The organism is Bradyrhizobium sp. WYCCWR15520, from assembly GCF_056174665.1.
The window spans coordinates 47,871-65,556 of sequence record NZ_JBWBWM010000018.1; the positions used below are offsets into that span (position 1 = coordinate 47,871).

The window sequence follows — 17,686 nt, forward strand, 5'->3', positions numbered from 1 at the left end:
CGGCCATGGGCGCACGCGTGACCTTGTGCTCGCATCTTGATCAAACGGGGTCGGAGACACCGGTCGGGCCGGCCGTGTCCACCGTGATTGAGGCGATCGCTGCTGCGGCGATCGGCCTTGCCGATCTCATTGCCGACGGACCGTTGGCGGGCATTACCGGGAAAACCGATAGCGTCAATTCCGACGGCGATTTTCAGAGAGACATCGATCTCGCCGCCGACGGAATGATGCGCGCAGCGTTGCGCAAGTCGCCGGTCGCCGCCGTTCTATCAGAGGAATCGGAACTGCCGGAAGTGTTCGATGCCGGGGCATCGCTCTGCGTCGCGATCGATCCGCTCGACGGGTCCGCCAACCTCGAAAACAACATTTCCGTCGGAACCATCTTTTCGATCCGCTCGCGCGGCAACGACATCGTCTCCACTTTCTTCGAGCCCGGCACGGCGCAGTGCGCGGCAGGCTTCGTGGTCTATGGCCCGCAAACCACGCTGGTGCTGGCGTTCGACGAGCGCGTCGACATCTTCATTCTGGACCGGCGCGCGAGGGAATTCCTGCTGATCGCGCGCCGCGTCAGGATCGCGCCCGACACGCCCGAATTCGCCATCAATGCCTCGAACCGCCGGCACTGGCACGGACCGGTGCGGACCTATATCGACGAGTGCCTGGCCGGCACCAACGGCGGCAGCGCGGCCGATTTCAACATGCGCTGGATCGGCTCGCTGGTTGCGGAGTCGCTTCGCATTCTCGTTCGCGGCGGGGTGTTCCTGTATCCGGCGGATGCGCGACCGGCCTACCGCGAGGGACGTCTTCGCCTGCTTTACGAGGCGCATCCGATGGCACTGGTGATGGAGTGGGCGGGCGGTGCCGCGACCACCGGCCGCCGCCGCATCCTCGAATTGTCGGCGAAAACGCCGCACCAGCGGGTGCCGCTGATCATGGGGTCGATGCGCGGCGTTCGCGACGTCACCGCCATTCATGAAGGCACCCAGCCGATGTTCGACAACAGCGACGCGCCGCTATTCGCGCGGCGTGGCCTGTTTCGCTGACAGGGAAGAGCGCAGATGTCACGCAGCTACCCCATCATATCGATTACGGGCTCATCGGGCGCTGGCACGACGTCGGTGAAGAAGACGTTCGAAAACATCTTCCGCCGCGAGAACGTCGCCGCTGCCTATGTCGAGGGCGACGCCTTCCATCGCTACAACCGCTTTGAGATGCGCACGAAAATGGCCGAGGAAGCCGAGCGTGGCAACAAGCATTTCAGCCATTTCAGCCCGGAAACCAACCTGTTCGAAGAACTGGAGAAGCTGTTCCGCGACTACGGCGAGTCCGGGACCGGCACGACCAGGCACTATGTGCACGATGAGGAGGAAGCAAGACTGTACGGCGCAAAGCCGGGCACATTCACCGAATGGGCGCCGCTGCCGGAAAATTCCGATCTGTTGTTCTATGAGGGACTGCATGGCGCTGTCGTGACCGACAAGGTCAACATCGCGCAACATGCCGACCTCAAGATCGGCGTCGTTCCCGTCATCAATCTGGAATGGATCCAAAAGCTGCATCGCGATCGCCGCGACCGCGGCTACACCGCAGAAGCGGTGACCGACACCATCCTGCGGCGGATGCCTGACTACGTGAACTACATCTGTCCGCAGTTCACCGAGACTGACATCAATTTCCAGCGGGTGCCGACTGTCGACACGTCGAACCCCTTCATCGCGCGCTGGATACCGACGCCGGACGAATCGATGGTGGTGATCCGCCTGAAGAATCCGCGCGGCATCGACTTTCCCTATCTGCTGTCGATGATCCCGAACAGCTTCATGTCGCGCGCCAACTCGATCGTGATCCATGGCTCGAAGCTCGACCTCGCCATGCAGCTCATCCTCACCCCGCTGATCCTGCAACTGATGGAACGTAAGAGGCGCATGATATGACCGATCTAGCTCTATCCCGCGTTGCCAATGATTCGACCGTTTCGCATGCGGAAATGGCAAACGCGATCCGCTTCCTGGCCATCGACGCCGTCGAGAAGGCGAAGTCCGGTCATCCCGGCATGCCGATGGGCATGGCCGACGTCGCCACCGTGCTGTTCTCGCGTTTCCTCAAATTCGATGCCGCCGATCCGGCGTGGCCGGATCGCGACCGGTTCGTACTCTCGGCCGGTCACGGCTCGATGCTGCTGTATGCGCTGCTGTATCTGACCGGCTACGAGGGCATGACGGCCAATGAACTGAGGGCATTCCGGCAGTGGGGATCGAAGACCCCGGGCCATCCGGAGTATGGACATACGCCCGGCGTCGAAACCACCACGGGCCCGCTGGGCCAGGGCATTGCCACGGCGGTCGGCATGGCGCTGGCGGAGCGCCTGATGAACGCACGCTTCGGCGACGACCTCGTCGATCACTATACTTATGTGATCGCCGGCGACGGCTGTCTGATGGAGGGTCTCAGCCACGAAGCGATTTCGCTGGCGGGACATCTCAGGCTCAGCCGGTTGATCGTGCTCTATGATGACAACGAGATTTCGATCGACGGTTCCACGTCGTTGTCATGCTCGGATGACCAGCTTGCGCGCTTCAAGGCGTCCGGCTGGTCAGCGGTCCGGATCGATGGCCATGACCCCGAAGCGATTGCGGCAGCGATCCGTCGCGCCCGGCAGAGCGACCGGCCATCGCTGATTGCTTGCCGTACGGTGATCGGTTTCGGTGCGCCGAATCGGCAGGGCACCGAAAAAGCGCATGGCGCGCCGCTCGGAGCCGATGAAGTCGGGAAAACGCGCGGCGCGTTGAACTGGCCGCATGCGCCATTTGAGATTCCGGAAGCCGTCATGGATGCCTGGCGCGAAATCGGTGCGCAGGGACATACCTCCCGGCGCGCCTGGGTCGAGCGGAGCAGGCGGGTCAATTCGGCGGGACGTTCGCCGTTTCACGATGCGCTGAACCGGAATTTGCCCTGCGGATATGCTGACGTCATGGCGCAACTGCGGGTCCGGTTCGGCAGCGAGCGGCCGCAGGTCGCCACCCGGCAGGCGTCGCAAATGGTGATCGACGTGATCGCCGAAGCGCTGCCGAATCTCCTCGGTGGTTCGGCTGATCTCACCCATTCGAATCTGACGCGCGCCAAGACGCAGCAACCGGTGCGGGCCGATAGGCTCGAAGGCAGCTATATTCATTACGGTGTCCGCGAGCATGCGATGGCCGCCGCGATGAACGGCATCGCACTGCATGGCGGCTTCATTCCCTATGGCGGCACGTTTCTCAGCTTCGCTGATTACAGCCGCCCGGCGATCAGGCTGGCGGCGCTGATGGGCATCCGCGTCATCCACGTCATGACGCATGACTCGATCGGCCTGGGCGAGGACGGTCCGACGCATCAGCCCGTCGAGCATCTGGCATCGCTGCGGGCCATCCCGAACTTGCTGGTATTTCGTCCTGGCGACGCTGTCGAGACCGCGGAGGCGTGGGATTGCGCGCTGCGGCAGATGAGCGCTCCGTCCGTGCTGTGCCTGTCGCGGCAGGCGGTCCCGACGTTCCGTGACGTCACTGACCAAACCAATCTGGTCGCGTTCGGCGCTTACGTCGTCGTTGAACCGGAGGCCGGCCGCGACGTCACTCTGATCGCAACGGGCTCCGAAGTATCGATCGCGCTCGAGGCGGCAAGATTGCTCGAGAAGGACAACGTCCGCGCCGCGGTGGTCTCGGCGCCGTGCTTCGATCTGTTTCGCCAGCAATCCCGCGAATATCGGACCGCCGTTCTTGGTCGCGTTCCAAGGGTAGGCGTTGAGGCCGCGGTCGAAGGCGACTGGGCCCACTGGCTTGGCGATCGCGGCGAATTCGTCGGCATGACCGGCTTTGGGGCATCCGCGCCGGCCGAGACGCTCTACCGCGAGTTCGGCATTACGCCGCAGGCGGTTGCGACCGCCGCCATGCGTTGCCTGGCCCGAACCAGAATGACGACGACCTACGCATGACGCTGAACGTAACGCCGAACCAGAAGAAGGCGCCGATGGCCAGAATCACATTGAGGCAATTGCTGGATCATGCCGCCGAGCACGGCTACGGCGTGCCGGCATTCAACATCAATAATATGGAGCAGGGGCTCGCGATCATGGAAGCGGCGGCGGCTGCGGATGCGCCCGTGATCATCCAGGCCTCGCGGGGAGCGCGCTCTTACGCCAATGACATCATGCTGTCGAAGATGATCGACGCGCTGGAGGAGATGTATCCGCAGATTCCGATCTGCCTGCATCAGGACCATGGCAACGAAGAGTCGACCTGCGCCACCGCGCTTCAGCATGGGTTCACCTCCGTGATGATGGACGGCTCGCTGAAGGCGGACGCCAAGACCGCGGCGGATTACGACTACAACGTCGACATTACCCGCCGCGTCGTCGAGCTGGCGCATTGGATCGGCGCGTCGGTGGAGGGTGAACTCGGCGTGCTCGGCTCGCTCGAACATGGCGGCGGCGAACAGGAGGACGGTCACGGTGTCGAAGGCGAGGTCAGCCACGATCAATTGCTGACCGATCCCAACCAGGCCGTCGACTTCGTTCGCGCCACCAAGGTCGATGCGCTGGCGATCGCGATGGGAACCTCGCACGGCGCCTATAAATTCTCGCGCAAGCCGGACGGCGACATCCTTGCCATGAGGGTGGTGGAGGAAATCCATCGCCGGCTGCCCAATACGCATCTGGTGATGCACGGTTCGTCCTCGGTGCCGCAGCCATTGCAGGACGCCTTCAATGCATTCGGCGGCGAGATGCCGCAGACCTGGGGCGTGCCGGTCGAGGAGATCGTCCGCGGCATCAGGCATGGCGTGCGCAAGGTCAATATCGATACCGACTGCCGGCTGGCGATGACGGCGGCGTTCCGCAAGGTCGCAACGCAAAGCAAAAGCGAATTCGATCCGCGAAAATTCCTCAAGCCGGCGATGGATGCGCTGCGCGACCTTTGCCGTGAACGGTTCGAGCAATTCGGCACGGCGGGCCATGCCTCGCAAATCAAGGTCATTCCATTGGCCGAGATGGCCCGGCGCTATCGCTCCGGCGCGCTCGATCCAAGGATGGGAGGGATGGCCGATGCCGCAGAATGACCTGACGACGCGTTCGATCCCGACCAGTCGCCGCACACCAGCCAAGGAGGCCGATATGAACATGCACTCGATGACTATCCGCGGCAAGGATCGCTACAAATCCGGCGTCCTCGAATACAAGAAGATGGGATATTGGGAGCCTGACTACCAGCCCAAGGACACCGATATCATCGCGCTGTTCCGCGTCACGCCGCAGGACGGGGTCGATCCGATCGAGGCGTCGGCGGCGGTCGCCGGCGAATCCTCGACCGCGACCTGGACCGTGGTGTGGACCGACCGGCTGACGGCAGCGGAGAAATATCGCGCAAAATGCTACCGCGTTGACCCCGTGCCGAATGCGCCGGGGCAGTATTTTGCCTACATCGCCTACGATCTCGACCTGTTCGAGCCCGGATCGATCGCCAATTTGTCGGCCTCGATCATCGGCAACGTGTTCGGCTTCAAGCCGCTAAAGGCGCTGCGGCTGGAGGACATGCGGCTACCGGTGGCCTACGTCAAGACATTCCAGGGGCCGGCGACCGGCATCGTCGTGGAGCGCGAGCGCATGGATAAGTTCGGCCGTCCGCTGCTGGGCGCCACCGTGAAGCCGAAACTTGGCCTCTCGGGGCGCAACTATGGACGCGTGGTCTACGAGGCGCTGAAAGGCGGTCTCGACTTCACCAAGGACGACGAGAACATCAACTCACAGCCATTCATGCACTGGCGCGAGCGGTTTCTGTACTGCATGGAGGCCGTCAACAAGGCGCAGGCAGCATCCGGCGAGATCAAGGGCACCTATCTCAACGTCACCGCCGGCACCATGGAGGACATGTACGAGCGCGCCGAGTTCGCCAAGGAGCTCGGATCGGTCATTATCATGATCGACCTGGTGATCGGCTACACCGCGATCCAGTCGATGGCCAAGTGGGCGCGGCGCAACGATATGATCCTGCATCTGCACCGGGCAGGGCATTCCACCTATACGAGGCAGCGCAGCCACGGTGTCTCGTTCCGTGTTATCGCGAAATGGATGCGGCTCGCGGGTGTCGATCACATTCATGCCGGCACGGTGGTCGGCAAGCTGGAAGGAGATCCCGCGACCACCCGCGGCTATTACGACATCTGCCGCGAGGACTATAACCCAGCGCGGCTCGAACATGGCGTGTTCTTCGACCAGCATTGGGCGAGCCTCAACAAGATGATGCCGGTGGCGTCGGGGGGCATTCATGCTGGCCAGATGCACCAGTTGCTGGACCATCTCGGCGAGGACGTGGTGCTGCAGTTCGGCGGCGGCACCATCGGTCATCCGATGGGCATCCAGGCCGGCGCCACCGCCAACCGGGTGGCGCTGGAAGCGATGATCCTCGCGCGCAACGAGGGCCGCGACTACCTGCACGAGGGACCCGAGATTCTCGCCAAGGCAGCGGCGACCTGTACGCCGCTAAAGGCCGCGCTCGAAGTCTGGAAGGACGTCACTTTCAACTACGAATCAACAGACATGCCGGACTATGTGCCGACCGCCAGCGTCGCGATGTAAGGAGAGAAGATCATGCGTATCACTCAGGGATGTTTTTCGTTTCTGCCTGATCTTACCGATGAGCAGATCACCCGGCAGGTGCAGTATTGCCTTGGCAAGGGATGGGCGGTGAACATCGAATTCACCGACGACCCGCACCCGCGCAATAATTTTTGGGAGATGTGGGGCCTGCCGATGTTCGACCTGCCGGATGCCGCGGGCGTGCTGATGGAACTCAACGAGTGCCGCAAGGTCTATGGCGATCGCTACATCAGGATGTCGGCCTACGATTCCAGCCATGGCTGGGAGTCGCTGCGGCTGTCGTTCATCGTCAACCGGCCGAAGGATGAGCCCGGCTTCCGCCTCGAACGCCACGAGATGGCCGGCCGCAACATCCGGTACACGACGACATCCTATGCCGCCGACCGCCCGGAGGGCCGGCGCTACGGGTAAACAACTCCTCGGGCCGGCGGACGAGTTCTCCCTGATCGTTGCTGCGTTCGCCGGAACTGCTCCGTCGCTGTGCAAGCGGCGACGGAGGTTTTTGTTTCTCAGGAATGCGAGCTGAGGTTCGGCAGATGGATATGGATGTGCCAACAACCACGGACAGGGTAAGCCTTCGGGAGGAGCTCGAGGCCGTCGGCATCGAGGAAATCCTGACCCAGCTCGATCGCGAGCTGATCGGCTTGAAGCCGGTCAAGACGCGAATCCGCGAGATCGCGTCGCTGCTGCTGATCGAGCGCATCCGCAAGCGCATGGGACTGACGTCGGAAGCACCGACGCTGCACATGTCGTTTACGGGGAATCCCGGCACCGGAAAGACCACGGTGGCGCTACGGATCGCCGATATCCTGCACAGGCTCGGCTATATCCGTCGCGGCCAGGTGGTGTCGGTGACGCGTGACGAGCTGGTCGGACAATATATCGGTCACACCGCGCCGAAGACCAAGGAGATACTGAAGAAGGCAATGGGCGGCGTGCTGTTCATCGACGAAGCTTATTACCTGTACCGGCCGGACAACGAGCGCGACTACGGCCAGGAGGCGATCGAGATCCTGCTGCAGGTGATGGAATCGCAACGTGACGATCTGGTGGTGATCCTCGCCGGCTACGGCGACCGCATGGACAAGTTCTTCGCCAGCAATCCCGGCTTCCGTTCACGCATCGCGCACCACATCGACTTTCCCGATTATTTCGACGATGAGCTGATCGACATCGCGGAACTGATGCTGCGAGAGATGAATTACAAGTTCACGCCGGAGGCGCGGGCGGAGTTCGTTCGCTACATCGCATTGCGCAAGAACCAGCCGCTGTTCTCCAACGCGCGCTCGATCCGAAATGCCTTGGATCGTCTGCGGCTGCGCCAGGCCAATCGTCTGATCGCCGATCTCGATCATGTCCTGACGGTGGACGACATCAGGTCGATTGAAGCCTCCGACGTGCTGGCGAGCCGCGTGTTCAGGAAGGGAGAAAAATCCGCCGAAGCGAATTAGCGTTCTCTGGGCGCCGGGTAGACGACTGCGATCAACGAAGCTAACGCTGTAATGCCGTTTCAGGGATCGCCCTGCGAACCACTTCGCGCATCGCAAAGCTCGAATGGATGCGCGCGACGCCGGGCATCCGCGAAAGGTGCTGTTTGTGGATGCGCTCGAAGTCGGCAATGTCGCGCGCGATCACCTGCAGATGGTAGTCATCGCTGCCCGACATCAGGTGGCAGGACACCACGTCGGGACAGCGGGCAATCGCCGCTTCGAACGCGGCGAGATAATCCTCACTCTGTTTTTCCAGCGTAATGGTGACGACAACCGTCGTGACGAGTCCGAGCGCAGTCGGTTCGAGATCGGCCCGATAGCCGCGAATGATGCCGGCTTCCTCGAGCTGACGAATGCGACGCGCGCAAGCGGTCGGCGACAGCCCGACCTTTTCGGCCAGTTCGATCTGGCTTGCCCTCGCATCGGAGAGCAGCTCAGCCAGAATCCGAAGATCAATACGATCTAGCCCTGTCACGCCGTTATTCTCTAATTTTTATCAGCAAAGAGAAGAATATCTGCACAATGGATGCCGGCAAGCCGTAATTCGCAGAGAAGCGTTGCCCGTTCAGAGGTAGTTTTTCTGGCACAGGAAAGCAGCCTCCAATGCAGGAGCAGCGCCATGCGAATCGGTGTGCCCAGGGAAATCAAGGTCGAGGAATATCGCGTTGGGCTCACGCCGGCGTCGGTGCGGGAATATGTGGCGCATGGACACCACGTGATCGTCGAGCAGGGTGCCGGGCTCGGCATTGGCGCCAGCGACGATGTCTATCGTTCGGCCGGCGCCGCGATCGTAGACACGGCAGCCGAGATCTTCGCGACCGCCGACATGGTGGTCAAGGTCAAGGAACCGCAGCCGACGGAATGGCGCCAGCTTCGCGAGAACCAGATCCTCTTCACCTATCTGCACCTTGCGCCGGATACCGCGCAGACGAAGGGGCTTCTCGCGTCCGGCTGCACGGCGATCGCCTACGAGACGGTGACGGATGCCCATGGCGGGCTCCCGCTGCTGGCGCCGATGAGCGAGGTGGCGGGACGGCTGGCGATCGAGGCGGCAGGCGCCGCCTTGCGAAAATCGGCTGATGGCATGGGCAAGCTGATCGGCGGCGTGCCCGGCGTCGCGCCGAGCCGGATCGCCGTGATCGGCGGTGGCGTGGTTGGTACGCATGCCGCCAGGATGGCGGCAGGCCTGGGCGCCGATGTCGTCATCCTTGACCGCTCTCTGCCGCGGCTTCGCGTCCTTGACGAGATGTTCCTCGGTCGCGTTCGCACGCGCTATGCGACGCAGGAAGCGATCGAGGAGGAGAGCATCGGCGCCGACGTCGTCATTGGCGCGGTGCTGGTGCCGGGCGCCAGCGCGCCGAAACTCGTCTCTCGCGCGCATCTCGCCCGCATGAAGCGCCGCGCCGTGCTGGTCGATGTCGCGATCGACCAAGGGGGTTGCTTCGAGACGTCGCGGCCGACGACCCATCAGGCGCCGACCTATCTGGTCGACGAGATCGTGCATTATTGCGTCGCCAACATGCCCGGTGCCGTGCCGGTGACGTCGAGCCACGCGCTCAACAATGCCACGCTGCCGTTCGGCCTTGCGCTGGCCGGGAAGGGTATCCGCGCGCTGATCGAGGATCCGCATCTGCGGGCCGGGCTCAACGTGCATCGCGGGCAGATCACCAACCGTGCGGTCGCCGACAGCCAGAATTTGCCCGCGGAGACGCCCGAGAAAATTCTGGCGGCGTGAAGTCCGGCGGTCGAGCCTTGAGCACCCCGCGCGATTGTCTTTGATGAACAATCGTTTTGCGCCGACCCGGTATTGACCAGAGATGAGAAAAAAGGCGGCCAACGAATGCATGGCCGCCTCCTTATTGCTCTTCGCTACAAGTGCCGCGGCTACTTGCCTTTGGTATCGACCTTCTGCTTTTCGTCTTCGTTCATTTTCTTCACCACTGGATCGCGACTGGCTTCGCCGGTGGTCTGGGTTGTCGTGGCAGGCGGGGCTTCGTTTGGCATGGAGGTTTGCCCCGGCGGTGTCGTTGCCGGCCGCGTTGCGGTTGCGCTCGGCGGCGACGTGGTTTGAGCGGTCGCCGCCTGAGCATTCAATAGAAGCACGCCCGACAGTAGCGATACCGTGAGCGCCGTTGAGCTGGGTTTCATCGGCCTGAACTCCTCTCAGACCAAGGAAAACGGCCCGTCCGGTCTAACGTTCCCCCTACACCTCCAATTGCTTGCCGATCGGCAGCGCGCGAATGCGCTTGCCGGTCGCGGCGAAGATCGCGTTGATCAACGCAGGCGCAACGGGCGGCAGTCCTGGCTCGCCAACGCCGCTGGGCGGCGTGTCGGGGCCCGCAGGCGCGATATAGACGTTGGTCACAGCGGGGGCTTCGTCGATCCGAATTACCGGGAAATCGTCGAAATTGCCCTGTTGCACCTTGCCGTCCTTGAAAGTGATCTCGCCATATTTGGCGAAGCTCATGCCCATGATTACAGCGCCTTCCATCTGCGCCTGGATTCGCTCCGGATTGACGTGAGTTCCGCAATCGATCGCGGTATCCACCCGGGGCACGGTGAGCTTGCCCTTGTCGTCGAAAGCTACCTCGACAATGGTCGCGATGTAGCTGACGAAGCTGCGGTGCGCGGCAATGCCGAGCCCGTGGCCCTTTGGCACGGACCGTCCCCAACCGCCCTTGTCCGCGACCAGCTCGACGACCTTGCGAAGGCGCGCGGTATCGATTGGATAGCTGTCATAAGGCTCACCATAGTTCCAGAGGTCCTTCACGGAATCTAGCTTGAGGATCCGGGGAGAGCCGATCAGCTCCAGCAGCATGGCCTTTTGATCGCGGTTGGTGGCATGGGCGAGTTCGCCCACCATCGATTGCACCGCAAAGGCGCGCGGGATATTCGACACCGAGCGGAACCAGCCGATGCGGGTCCGCGCGGCCGCTTCCGGATTCTCGCATTGCACATTAGCGATCTCGAAGGGCATGTCGACAAGCCCCATGCCAAGCTCAAACGGCGCCTGATGCACCGCGCCAGCCTCAAAGGTCGAGGCGATGGTCGGCGCGACGCTGCGATGCCGCCAGGCCGTCACCTTGCCGCTCTTGTCGAGGCCGGCCTCGATGCGTTCCACCGAGACGGTGTGCAGGAAGCAGTTGCGAATGTCGTCTTCCCGCGTCCATTGCACCTTGACGGGAGCGCCGAGCTCCTTTGAAAGCAGTGCCGCCTCGAGGGCGAAATCGCACTTCGACTTGCGCCCGAACCCGCCGCCGAGCAGCGTGACGTTGACGGTGACATTCTCCTGGGGAATGCCAAGCGTCTTGGCGACGTCCTCGCGCGTTCCGCCCGCGCTTTGCACCGGTGCCCAGATCTCCGCCTTGTCGCCCTTGACGTCCGCGACCGCGACCGGCGGTTCCATGCTGGCATGGGCATGATGCGGCACGTAGTACTCTCCGACGATCACCTTGTCGGCGCCCTTCAAGGCGGCCTCCACGTCGCCCTCCTTGCGTACCACCAGGCCGGGTTTCCGTGCGGCTTGCTCCAGCTCGGCGCGGTAGGCGACCGACTCGTATTTGCCGTTGGCGCCATCGTCCCAGACGACCTTCAACGCGTTGCGGCCCTTGATTGCCGCGCCGGTGTTCCGCGCGATCACGGCAACGCCGCCGAGTGGCTGGAATTTGGATGGCCACGGCCAGCCCTTGACTTCCATGACTTTCTCGACGCCGGAAACCTTCATCGCTTCCGCCCCGTCGAACGACGCGACCTTGCCGCCGGTCACCGGCGGCCGGGCAATGACGGCGTATTTCATGCCGGGCAAACGGACGTCGGCGCCGTAACGAGCGGCGCCCACCGTGATGTCGCGACCGTCGACGATGCCGATCGCGCCCTTGCCGAGATAACGGAAGTCCTTCGGGTCCTTGAGCCTCAAGCCTTCGACACTCGGCACCGACTCCCTGGCGGCATCGGCTGCTAGCTCGCCGAAGCCAATGCGGCGTCCGCTCGCATTGTGAACGACCTCGTGATTGATCGCCTTCACTTCGGTCGCCGGCACGCCCCAACGCTTCGCCGCGGCGGCTTCCAGCATCGTGCGGGCGGAAGCGCCGATCTGGCGCATTGGCATCAGATAGTGCCGCGTGCTGCGCGATCCGTCGGTATCCTGGTTGCCAAACTTGACCTCGTCGCCAGGCGCCTGCTGGACGCGAACGCGCGACCAGTCGGCTTCCATTTCTTCGGCGACGATCATCGGCAGGCTGGTGCGGACACCCGTTCCCATCTCGGCGCGGTGCGCGACGATCGTCACTGTTCCGTCGGATGCGATAGAAACGAAAACGCGCGGGTTCACCACGGTACCGTGCGGCATCTGGTCCGCACCGGTCTGGTACGCAGCAAAGCCGGGGCGCGACATCACGGGAGCGGCGAGCACAAAACCGCCGGCCAGCCCGAGGCCCTTCAAGATACTGCGGCGTGAAACGTTGTCGACCTTGATGTGCCGTTCGAAGCCACGGAGCTTGTTGGGATTGGTTGACATATTCATGGTCACACCCCCGTCGATGCGAGATGCACAGCCTTCTCGATGCGTTGATAAGTGCCGCAACGGCAGATGTTGCCCGACATCGCTTCGCGTATCTGGTCGTGATTGGGCTTTGGATTTTCCATCAACAGGGCCGCCGCCTGCATGATCTGGCCGACCTGGCAGAAGCCGCATTGCGGAACATTGAGCTGGCGCCAGGCCTTCTGAACTGCATGATCGCCTGTGGGGTGAAGACCTTCGATCGTTGTGACCTCCCGGTCGACCACGTCGGAGACCGACGTGATGCAGGAGCGTACCGCCTGCTTGTCGACGATGACGGTACAGGCGCCGCAAAGCGCCTGGCCGCAGCCGAATTTCGTACCCGTCAGCCCGACTTCGTCGCGGAGGAACCAGAGTAGCGGAAGATCGGGATCGCCATCCCAGTTCTTTTGCTGGCCGTTAATCTTCAAAGTAATCATGATCGATCCTCGCTCTTCATAAGCTGCTGATGGTTGCTCCGACGTGCGCGATAACAGTCCTGCTGACCGCTCGACGCCGTCGCTTCGAAATTCCTTGCTGTCCGGCTGGGATTTCTGTGAGCCATCCTCCTGATCGTTATTATTGGCTGTTGTTCAGTAGGCCGCGCTTCTCGATCACTACCACAAGGCGTTCTACATTTTGCTTCCGCATGTTTGGCGAAAGCGGGGCATCGCCAAAGAATTGAATTTGGTAAGTGACGCTGACGCAGTGAGAGAACAATTGCGTCAAACTTGAACGATCCGTCAGGACAAAGTGGAAGCCGTCTCTTCAACGTCGTCCGGCCGGCAGGGACTTGCACCGTAGCGCAATGAACACGGCGTGGCGCCGCTTGCGGGCCTGTAACGAACTGCACATCGCCAAAGGCTGAGCTGTTCTGCGAAATACGCATGAGGCGTCGAGCTGCAATGGCGATCTCAGGAAATGCGAAGGGGGCTTACTGTTACGGGCGTTTGTTGCAATCGCTGACACCAGGCGGAAGAAAAGGTTGCTTAAGGCGCAATCTGTCTGTCGCCATTTTTTTGACCGACTCTCTCCTTCAGGTTGAGTGATGTGCAAATCAGATCAGGCAACAACGTCGATCACACGCACAGACACGGAGCTTGCGACAGCGATGTGTCAGGATCCAACGCGGCGCGCACTCATCCTGACGGCTCTTGCGACCGGGGCCTGCTTGGCGTCATCCAGCCCCTCCATTGCCGAGGAAGATTTGCCTGGAAGCAACGAGCGGCCCCAGAAGGGCGACGTTCTGGTTTTCGCCGAAGGGGATCGTGCGGGCGAGGTGATCAAGCCGCAGGATTTGCAGGCTGGTGGACCGCCGGTTCGGGCCTGGCCAAAGGATCCCAAGACATCGGTCGTGCGTAAGGGCTCGCGCCTGAACGAGGTGCTCGTCGTCAAACTGGAACCGGCTGAGCTGGATGAAGAAACGCGCTCACGCGCCGCCGGCGGCGTGGTGGCCTATTCGGCAATCTGCGTCCACACCGGTTGTCCGATCACTGCATGGGTAAAGGCGGCAGGCGGCGACAAGGACGTGTTCAAATGCGTTTGCCATAATTCGGAATATGACCCCCGGCAAAGCGCGCAAGTCATCTTTGGACCGGCGCCCCGGCGTCTGCCGGCGCTTCCGTTGGCGCCAGATGACGGTCCGCTGACGGTGGCCGCAACATTCATTGGAAAGGTAGGTGCGCAGCAAGCCAGATGACGGCGGGAAGCCGTCGATCCACGACAAAAACAGAATTCGTGAGAGGAAAACAAAAAGGGGAGTGCTGCGCTATGGCCTTGAAGCAATGGATCTTGTCGGGTTTGCTTGCGTCCACATGCCTCGTTTCGATCGCTGCCGCCGGCCCGATCGAGAATTACAGCCCGGTAACCACCGAACGGCTCAAGAATCCCGAACCCGGCAACTGGATGCATTATCGCCGGACTTATGACGGCCAAGGATACAGCCCGCTCGACCAGATCAACACCTCGAACGTGAAAAACCTGACGCCAGCGTGGACATTCTCGACCGGTGTGGTCGAGGGACACCAGGCGCCGCCGATCATCAACAATGGCGTGATGTTCGTCTCAACGCCGGAGGGACAGGTGATCGCGCTCAACGCCAAGACCGGCGATGAGTACTGGCGATACAAACGCCAGCTTCCCGAAGATCTCTTTCAACTGCACCCGACCAACCGCGGCGTAGGACTGTGGGAGGACAAGCTGTACCTCGCCACGACGGACGACCATCTGGTCGCGCTCGATGCCAAGACCGGCAAAGTAGTCTGGGACACCAAGGTTCAGGACTACAAGAAGGGACAGTATTTGACGCTGATGCCGCTGGTCGTCGACGGCAAGGTGATCGTCGGCGGTTCCGGCGGCGAATTCGGCATCCGCGGTTATATCGTTGCCTACGATGCCAACACAGGCAAGGAGCTTTGGCGAACCTTCACCATTCCCGGCCCGGGCGAGCCCGGCCATGACACGTGGAGCGGAGACGACTGGAAAACCGGGGGTGCACCTGCCTGGATGACAGGCACCTACGATGTGGACACCAGAACGGTCTACTGGGGCACCGGCAACGCCGCGCCCTGGCCAGGCGAAACCCACCCCGGCGACAATCTCTACTCGACATCGGTGCTCGCGCTCGATCCCGACAGCGGCAAGATGAAATCATATTTCCAGTACCATCAAAACGATTCCTGGGACTGGGACGAGGTGGACGCCCCCATGCTGATCGACCTGCAAAGGGACGGCCGCACCATCAAGAGCTTGGTTCATCCCGGACGCAACGCGATCTTCTGGGTGCTCGAGCGCAAGCCGGAGGGCATCAAATACGTCGCCGGCTGGCCTTTCGTTTATACCAACGTCTGGAAGAGTATCGATCCCAACGGCAAGCCGATTGCGGATCCCGCCCACAAGCCGGGAATTGGCAAGCGGGTTGAATTCTGCCCGTCCCTGTGGGGCGGCAAGGATTGGCCGTCGGCGGCATATAGTCAGAAGACCGGATTGGTCTACGTTCCCGCCAACGAGAATTTCTGCGGCGGCTTTACCGGCGAGAAAGTGCCGCTCGTTGCCGGCAAGCTTTGGCTCGGGACCAAGCCCGAGGATATCGGCTTGACGCCCCGTCCCGGCGCTACCCACTTTGGCGAACTGCAGGCGTGGGATCCGGCCACGGGCAAGAAGGCCTGGTCGCATAATTTCCCAAAGTCACAACTGTTCGGTTCGGTGACCGCTACCGCCGGCGACCTCGTCTTTGTCGGCGGCACCAATGACCGGATGTTCCGCGCCTTCCATGCCAAGACCGGTGAACTGCTTTGGGAGCAAAAGACCAACTCCGGGATCGTGGGCATGCCGATCGCCTATGAGGTGGACGGCACGCAATATATCGCCGTCCAGTCGGGTTGGGGTGTCGACGCGCAGCGCATTCAGGACGCATTGGTGGGCAAGGTCCCTGGCTTGGAGAATAACGTGCCGCAAGGCGGCGTCGTCTGGGTGTTCGCCGTTAAGAAGTGACGGCGAGCGGTCGCGTCGGACGTCTGGCTGCTGCGGCGGCAGTGGCGAGGCGCTGGCGCGATCCAGTCCTCTCACGCGTGCCGGACGGCTATGCCTCGTTCAAAGCCTGTGCGAGGTCTGCGATCAGGTCGGACGGGTGCTCGATGCCGATCGACAGCCGGATCGTGCAGTCGAGAACACCGATTTTCTGTCGGATGTCGGCCGGAACGCCGGAGTGGGTCATGCTTGCGGGCAGGCTGGCAAGCGATTCAGTGCCGCCCAGGCTCACCGCCAGCTTGAAGATCTGCAGCGCGTTGAGGAATTTCGAAGCGGCGGCTTGGCCGCCGACGATGTCGAACGAGAATGTGGAACCTGCGCCGCTGCATTGGCGCGCGAACAGACGGCCGGCGACGGAGTCCGGTTCGTGGTGAGCAAGGTAATGGACCTTCGCCACCTTGTTGTGTTCGCGCAGGTAATCCGCCACGAGCCGCGCGTTTCGGTCTGCTTTTTCCATTCGCAGGCTCAGCGTCTCGAGCGATCGGCCGATCATCCAGCAGGAGTGCGGATCGAGTTGGGTGCCGATGGCGCTTCGCAGTGCCTTGATATCCTTCAAGATGGCTTTTGAGCCGATCGCCGCGCCCGCGATCAGGTCGGAATGACCGCCGACATATTTGGTCAGCGAGTACACCGAAAGATCAGCGCCGTGTTCGATCGGCCGCTGAAACACCGGCCCGAGCAAGGTATTGTCGCACGCAACGATCGGCGTGTGCCGCTGGGTCTGCCCGATCATATCGGCGACGCGGCGGATCATCGCGATATCGACCAGTCCATTGGTGGGGTTTGCCGGAGTTTCGATGAAAATCATCGCAACCCGGCCTTTCTGCATGGCATCCTCCGCCGCCAGCCTGACCGCAGTTTCGTCGAGGCCGTCGGCAAAGCCCACGGCGCCGATCGAGAGACCGGCAAGCGTCTTCGCAAGCAGCGTCTCCGTTCCGCCATAGAGCGGCTGAGAGTGCAGAATGACGTCACCGGGGCGGACGAACGCAAGAATCGTGGTCGCGATCGCCGCCATGCCCGAAGAGAACAGCGCGCAATTCTCGGCGCGTTCGTAGACGGAGAGCCTGTCCTCGACAATCTCGCTGTTGGGGTGATTGAAACGCGAGTAAACCAGACCCGCGCCCATCCCCTCCGGAGGCTCGCGCCGGCCTGAGACGAAATCGAAAAAATCCTGTCCGTCTTCGGCGGTCCTGAAGACGAAGGTCGAGGTCAGGAAGACCGGTGGCTTGACGGCTCCTTCCGACAGTTGCGGATCGTAGCCGTAGTTCAGCATCAGCGTTTCCGGATGCAGCATGTGGTTGCCGATGTGGGTCTTCGACGGAAACGGTTTCACCATGGCTGTCTCCCTGTCGGGGATGCGGAGCGTCGCACTGCGTTGGAGGTTCGCAATGGCGAGGCGGTCAGGAGCGATCGATGCGGCGGCATCCAACGGCCCCAGCTAACGTCGCAAGCAGGGATCAGCGTAGCAAAATTCGGAACTGATTTCACCGCATCCGGGGCGGA

Annotated in this window: 15 protein-coding genes; 10 read left to right on the forward strand and 5 right to left on the reverse strand. The window is 62.1% G+C overall.

Translation table 11 applies throughout. From position 1 onward, the window contains the following. The first annotated feature begins 5 nt into the window (after positions 1–5). The 7 genes from AC0QUY_RS21270 to cbbX all read left to right on the forward strand — a co-directional run bounded on the left by AC0QUY_RS21270 (position 6) and on the right by cbbX (position 8,079). The gene (locus tag AC0QUY_RS21270; RefSeq protein WP_475388238.1) at positions 6–1,043 is read left to right on the forward strand and encodes a class 1 fructose-bisphosphatase; all 1,038 of its coding nucleotides are present in this window, start codon (positions 6–8) and stop codon (positions 1,041–1,043) included. 15 nt (positions 1,044–1,058) lie between these two features. Continuing rightward, entirely contained in the window at positions 1,059–1,934 is an 876-nt protein-coding gene (locus tag AC0QUY_RS21275) for a phosphoribulokinase (protein ID WP_475388239.1), read from the forward strand. Beyond that, entirely contained in the window at positions 1,931–3,970 is a 2,040-nt protein-coding gene (tkt, locus tag AC0QUY_RS21280) for a transketolase (RefSeq protein ID WP_475388240.1), read from the forward strand. Before AC0QUY_RS21275 ends, tkt begins: the two co-directional genes overlap by 4 nt. A gap of 35 nt (positions 3,971–4,005) precedes the next feature. Further along, entirely contained in the window at positions 4,006–5,091 is a 1,086-nt protein-coding gene (fba, locus tag AC0QUY_RS21285; protein WP_475388306.1) for a class II fructose-bisphosphate aldolase, read from the forward strand. Between the two features lie 55 nt (positions 5,092–5,146). Beyond that, positions 5,147–6,607: a form I ribulose bisphosphate carboxylase large subunit gene (locus AC0QUY_RS21290; RefSeq protein WP_161856528.1), complete on the forward strand. Its 1,461-nt coding sequence runs from the start codon at positions 5,147–5,149 to the stop codon at positions 6,605–6,607. Between the two features lie 12 nt (positions 6,608–6,619). After that, a complete protein-coding gene (locus tag AC0QUY_RS21295) occupies positions 6,620–7,039 on the forward strand; it encodes a ribulose bisphosphate carboxylase small subunit (RefSeq protein ID WP_161853271.1) in 420 nt (139 codons plus the stop codon). A 131-nt stretch (positions 7,040–7,170) separates the two neighbouring features. After that, on the forward strand, positions 7,171–8,079 hold the full coding sequence (cbbX, locus tag AC0QUY_RS21300; protein ID WP_246738089.1) for a CbbX protein: 909 nt from the start codon (positions 7,171–7,173) through the stop codon (positions 8,077–8,079). 40 nt (positions 8,080–8,119) lie between these two features. On the opposite strand, the gene AC0QUY_RS21305 is transcribed toward cbbX, so the two are convergent. Beyond that, positions 8,120–8,593, reverse strand: coding sequence for an Lrp/AsnC family transcriptional regulator (locus AC0QUY_RS21305; RefSeq protein WP_161853273.1), 474 nt, complete (start codon positions 8,591–8,593; stop codon positions 8,120–8,122). A gap of 144 nt (positions 8,594–8,737) precedes the next feature. On the opposite strand from AC0QUY_RS21305, the gene ald reads away from it, so the two are divergent. Further along, positions 8,738–9,853 (forward strand): alanine dehydrogenase, encoded by a 1,116-nt coding sequence (gene ald, locus AC0QUY_RS21310; protein WP_475388241.1) that lies wholly within the window; start codon positions 8,738–8,740, stop codon positions 9,851–9,853. Between the two features lie 149 nt (positions 9,854–10,002). Here ald and AC0QUY_RS21315 read toward each other — a convergent pair whose 3' ends face one another. Genes AC0QUY_RS21315 through AC0QUY_RS21325 form a run of 3 tightly spaced genes read right to left on the reverse strand, consistent with a single transcriptional unit; the run spans position 10,003 to position 13,095 of the window. After that, entirely contained in the window at positions 10,003–10,266 is a 264-nt protein-coding gene (locus AC0QUY_RS21315; protein WP_161853275.1) for a hypothetical protein, read from the reverse strand. A 55-nt stretch (positions 10,267–10,321) separates the two neighbouring features. Next, on the reverse strand, positions 10,322–12,640 hold the full coding sequence (locus AC0QUY_RS21320) for a xanthine dehydrogenase family protein molybdopterin-binding subunit (RefSeq protein ID WP_161853276.1): 2,319 nt from the start codon (positions 12,638–12,640) through the stop codon (positions 10,322–10,324). A gap of 2 nt (positions 12,641–12,642) precedes the next feature. Next, entirely contained in the window at positions 12,643–13,095 is a 453-nt protein-coding gene (locus AC0QUY_RS21325) for a (2Fe-2S)-binding protein (RefSeq protein ID WP_161853277.1), read from the reverse strand. Between the two features lie 671 nt (positions 13,096–13,766). Here AC0QUY_RS21325 and AC0QUY_RS21330 point away from each other — a divergent pair. Together AC0QUY_RS21330 and AC0QUY_RS21335 are read left to right on the forward strand one after the other, a co-directional pair. After that, positions 13,767–14,354: a QcrA and Rieske domain-containing protein gene (locus AC0QUY_RS21330; RefSeq protein WP_475388242.1), complete on the forward strand. Its 588-nt coding sequence runs from the start codon at positions 13,767–13,769 to the stop codon at positions 14,352–14,354. A 71-nt stretch (positions 14,355–14,425) separates the two neighbouring features. Then, positions 14,426–16,147, forward strand: a complete 1,722-nt coding sequence (locus AC0QUY_RS21335; protein ID WP_161853279.1) for a methanol/ethanol family PQQ-dependent dehydrogenase — start codon at positions 14,426–14,428, stop codon at positions 16,145–16,147. 88 nt (positions 16,148–16,235) lie between these two features. Here AC0QUY_RS21335 and AC0QUY_RS21340 read toward each other — a convergent pair whose 3' ends face one another. Beyond that, on the reverse strand, positions 16,236–17,519 hold the full coding sequence (locus tag AC0QUY_RS21340; protein WP_161853280.1) for a cystathionine gamma-synthase family protein: 1,284 nt from the start codon (positions 17,517–17,519) through the stop codon (positions 16,236–16,238). Positions 17,520–17,686 lie beyond the last annotated feature (167 nt).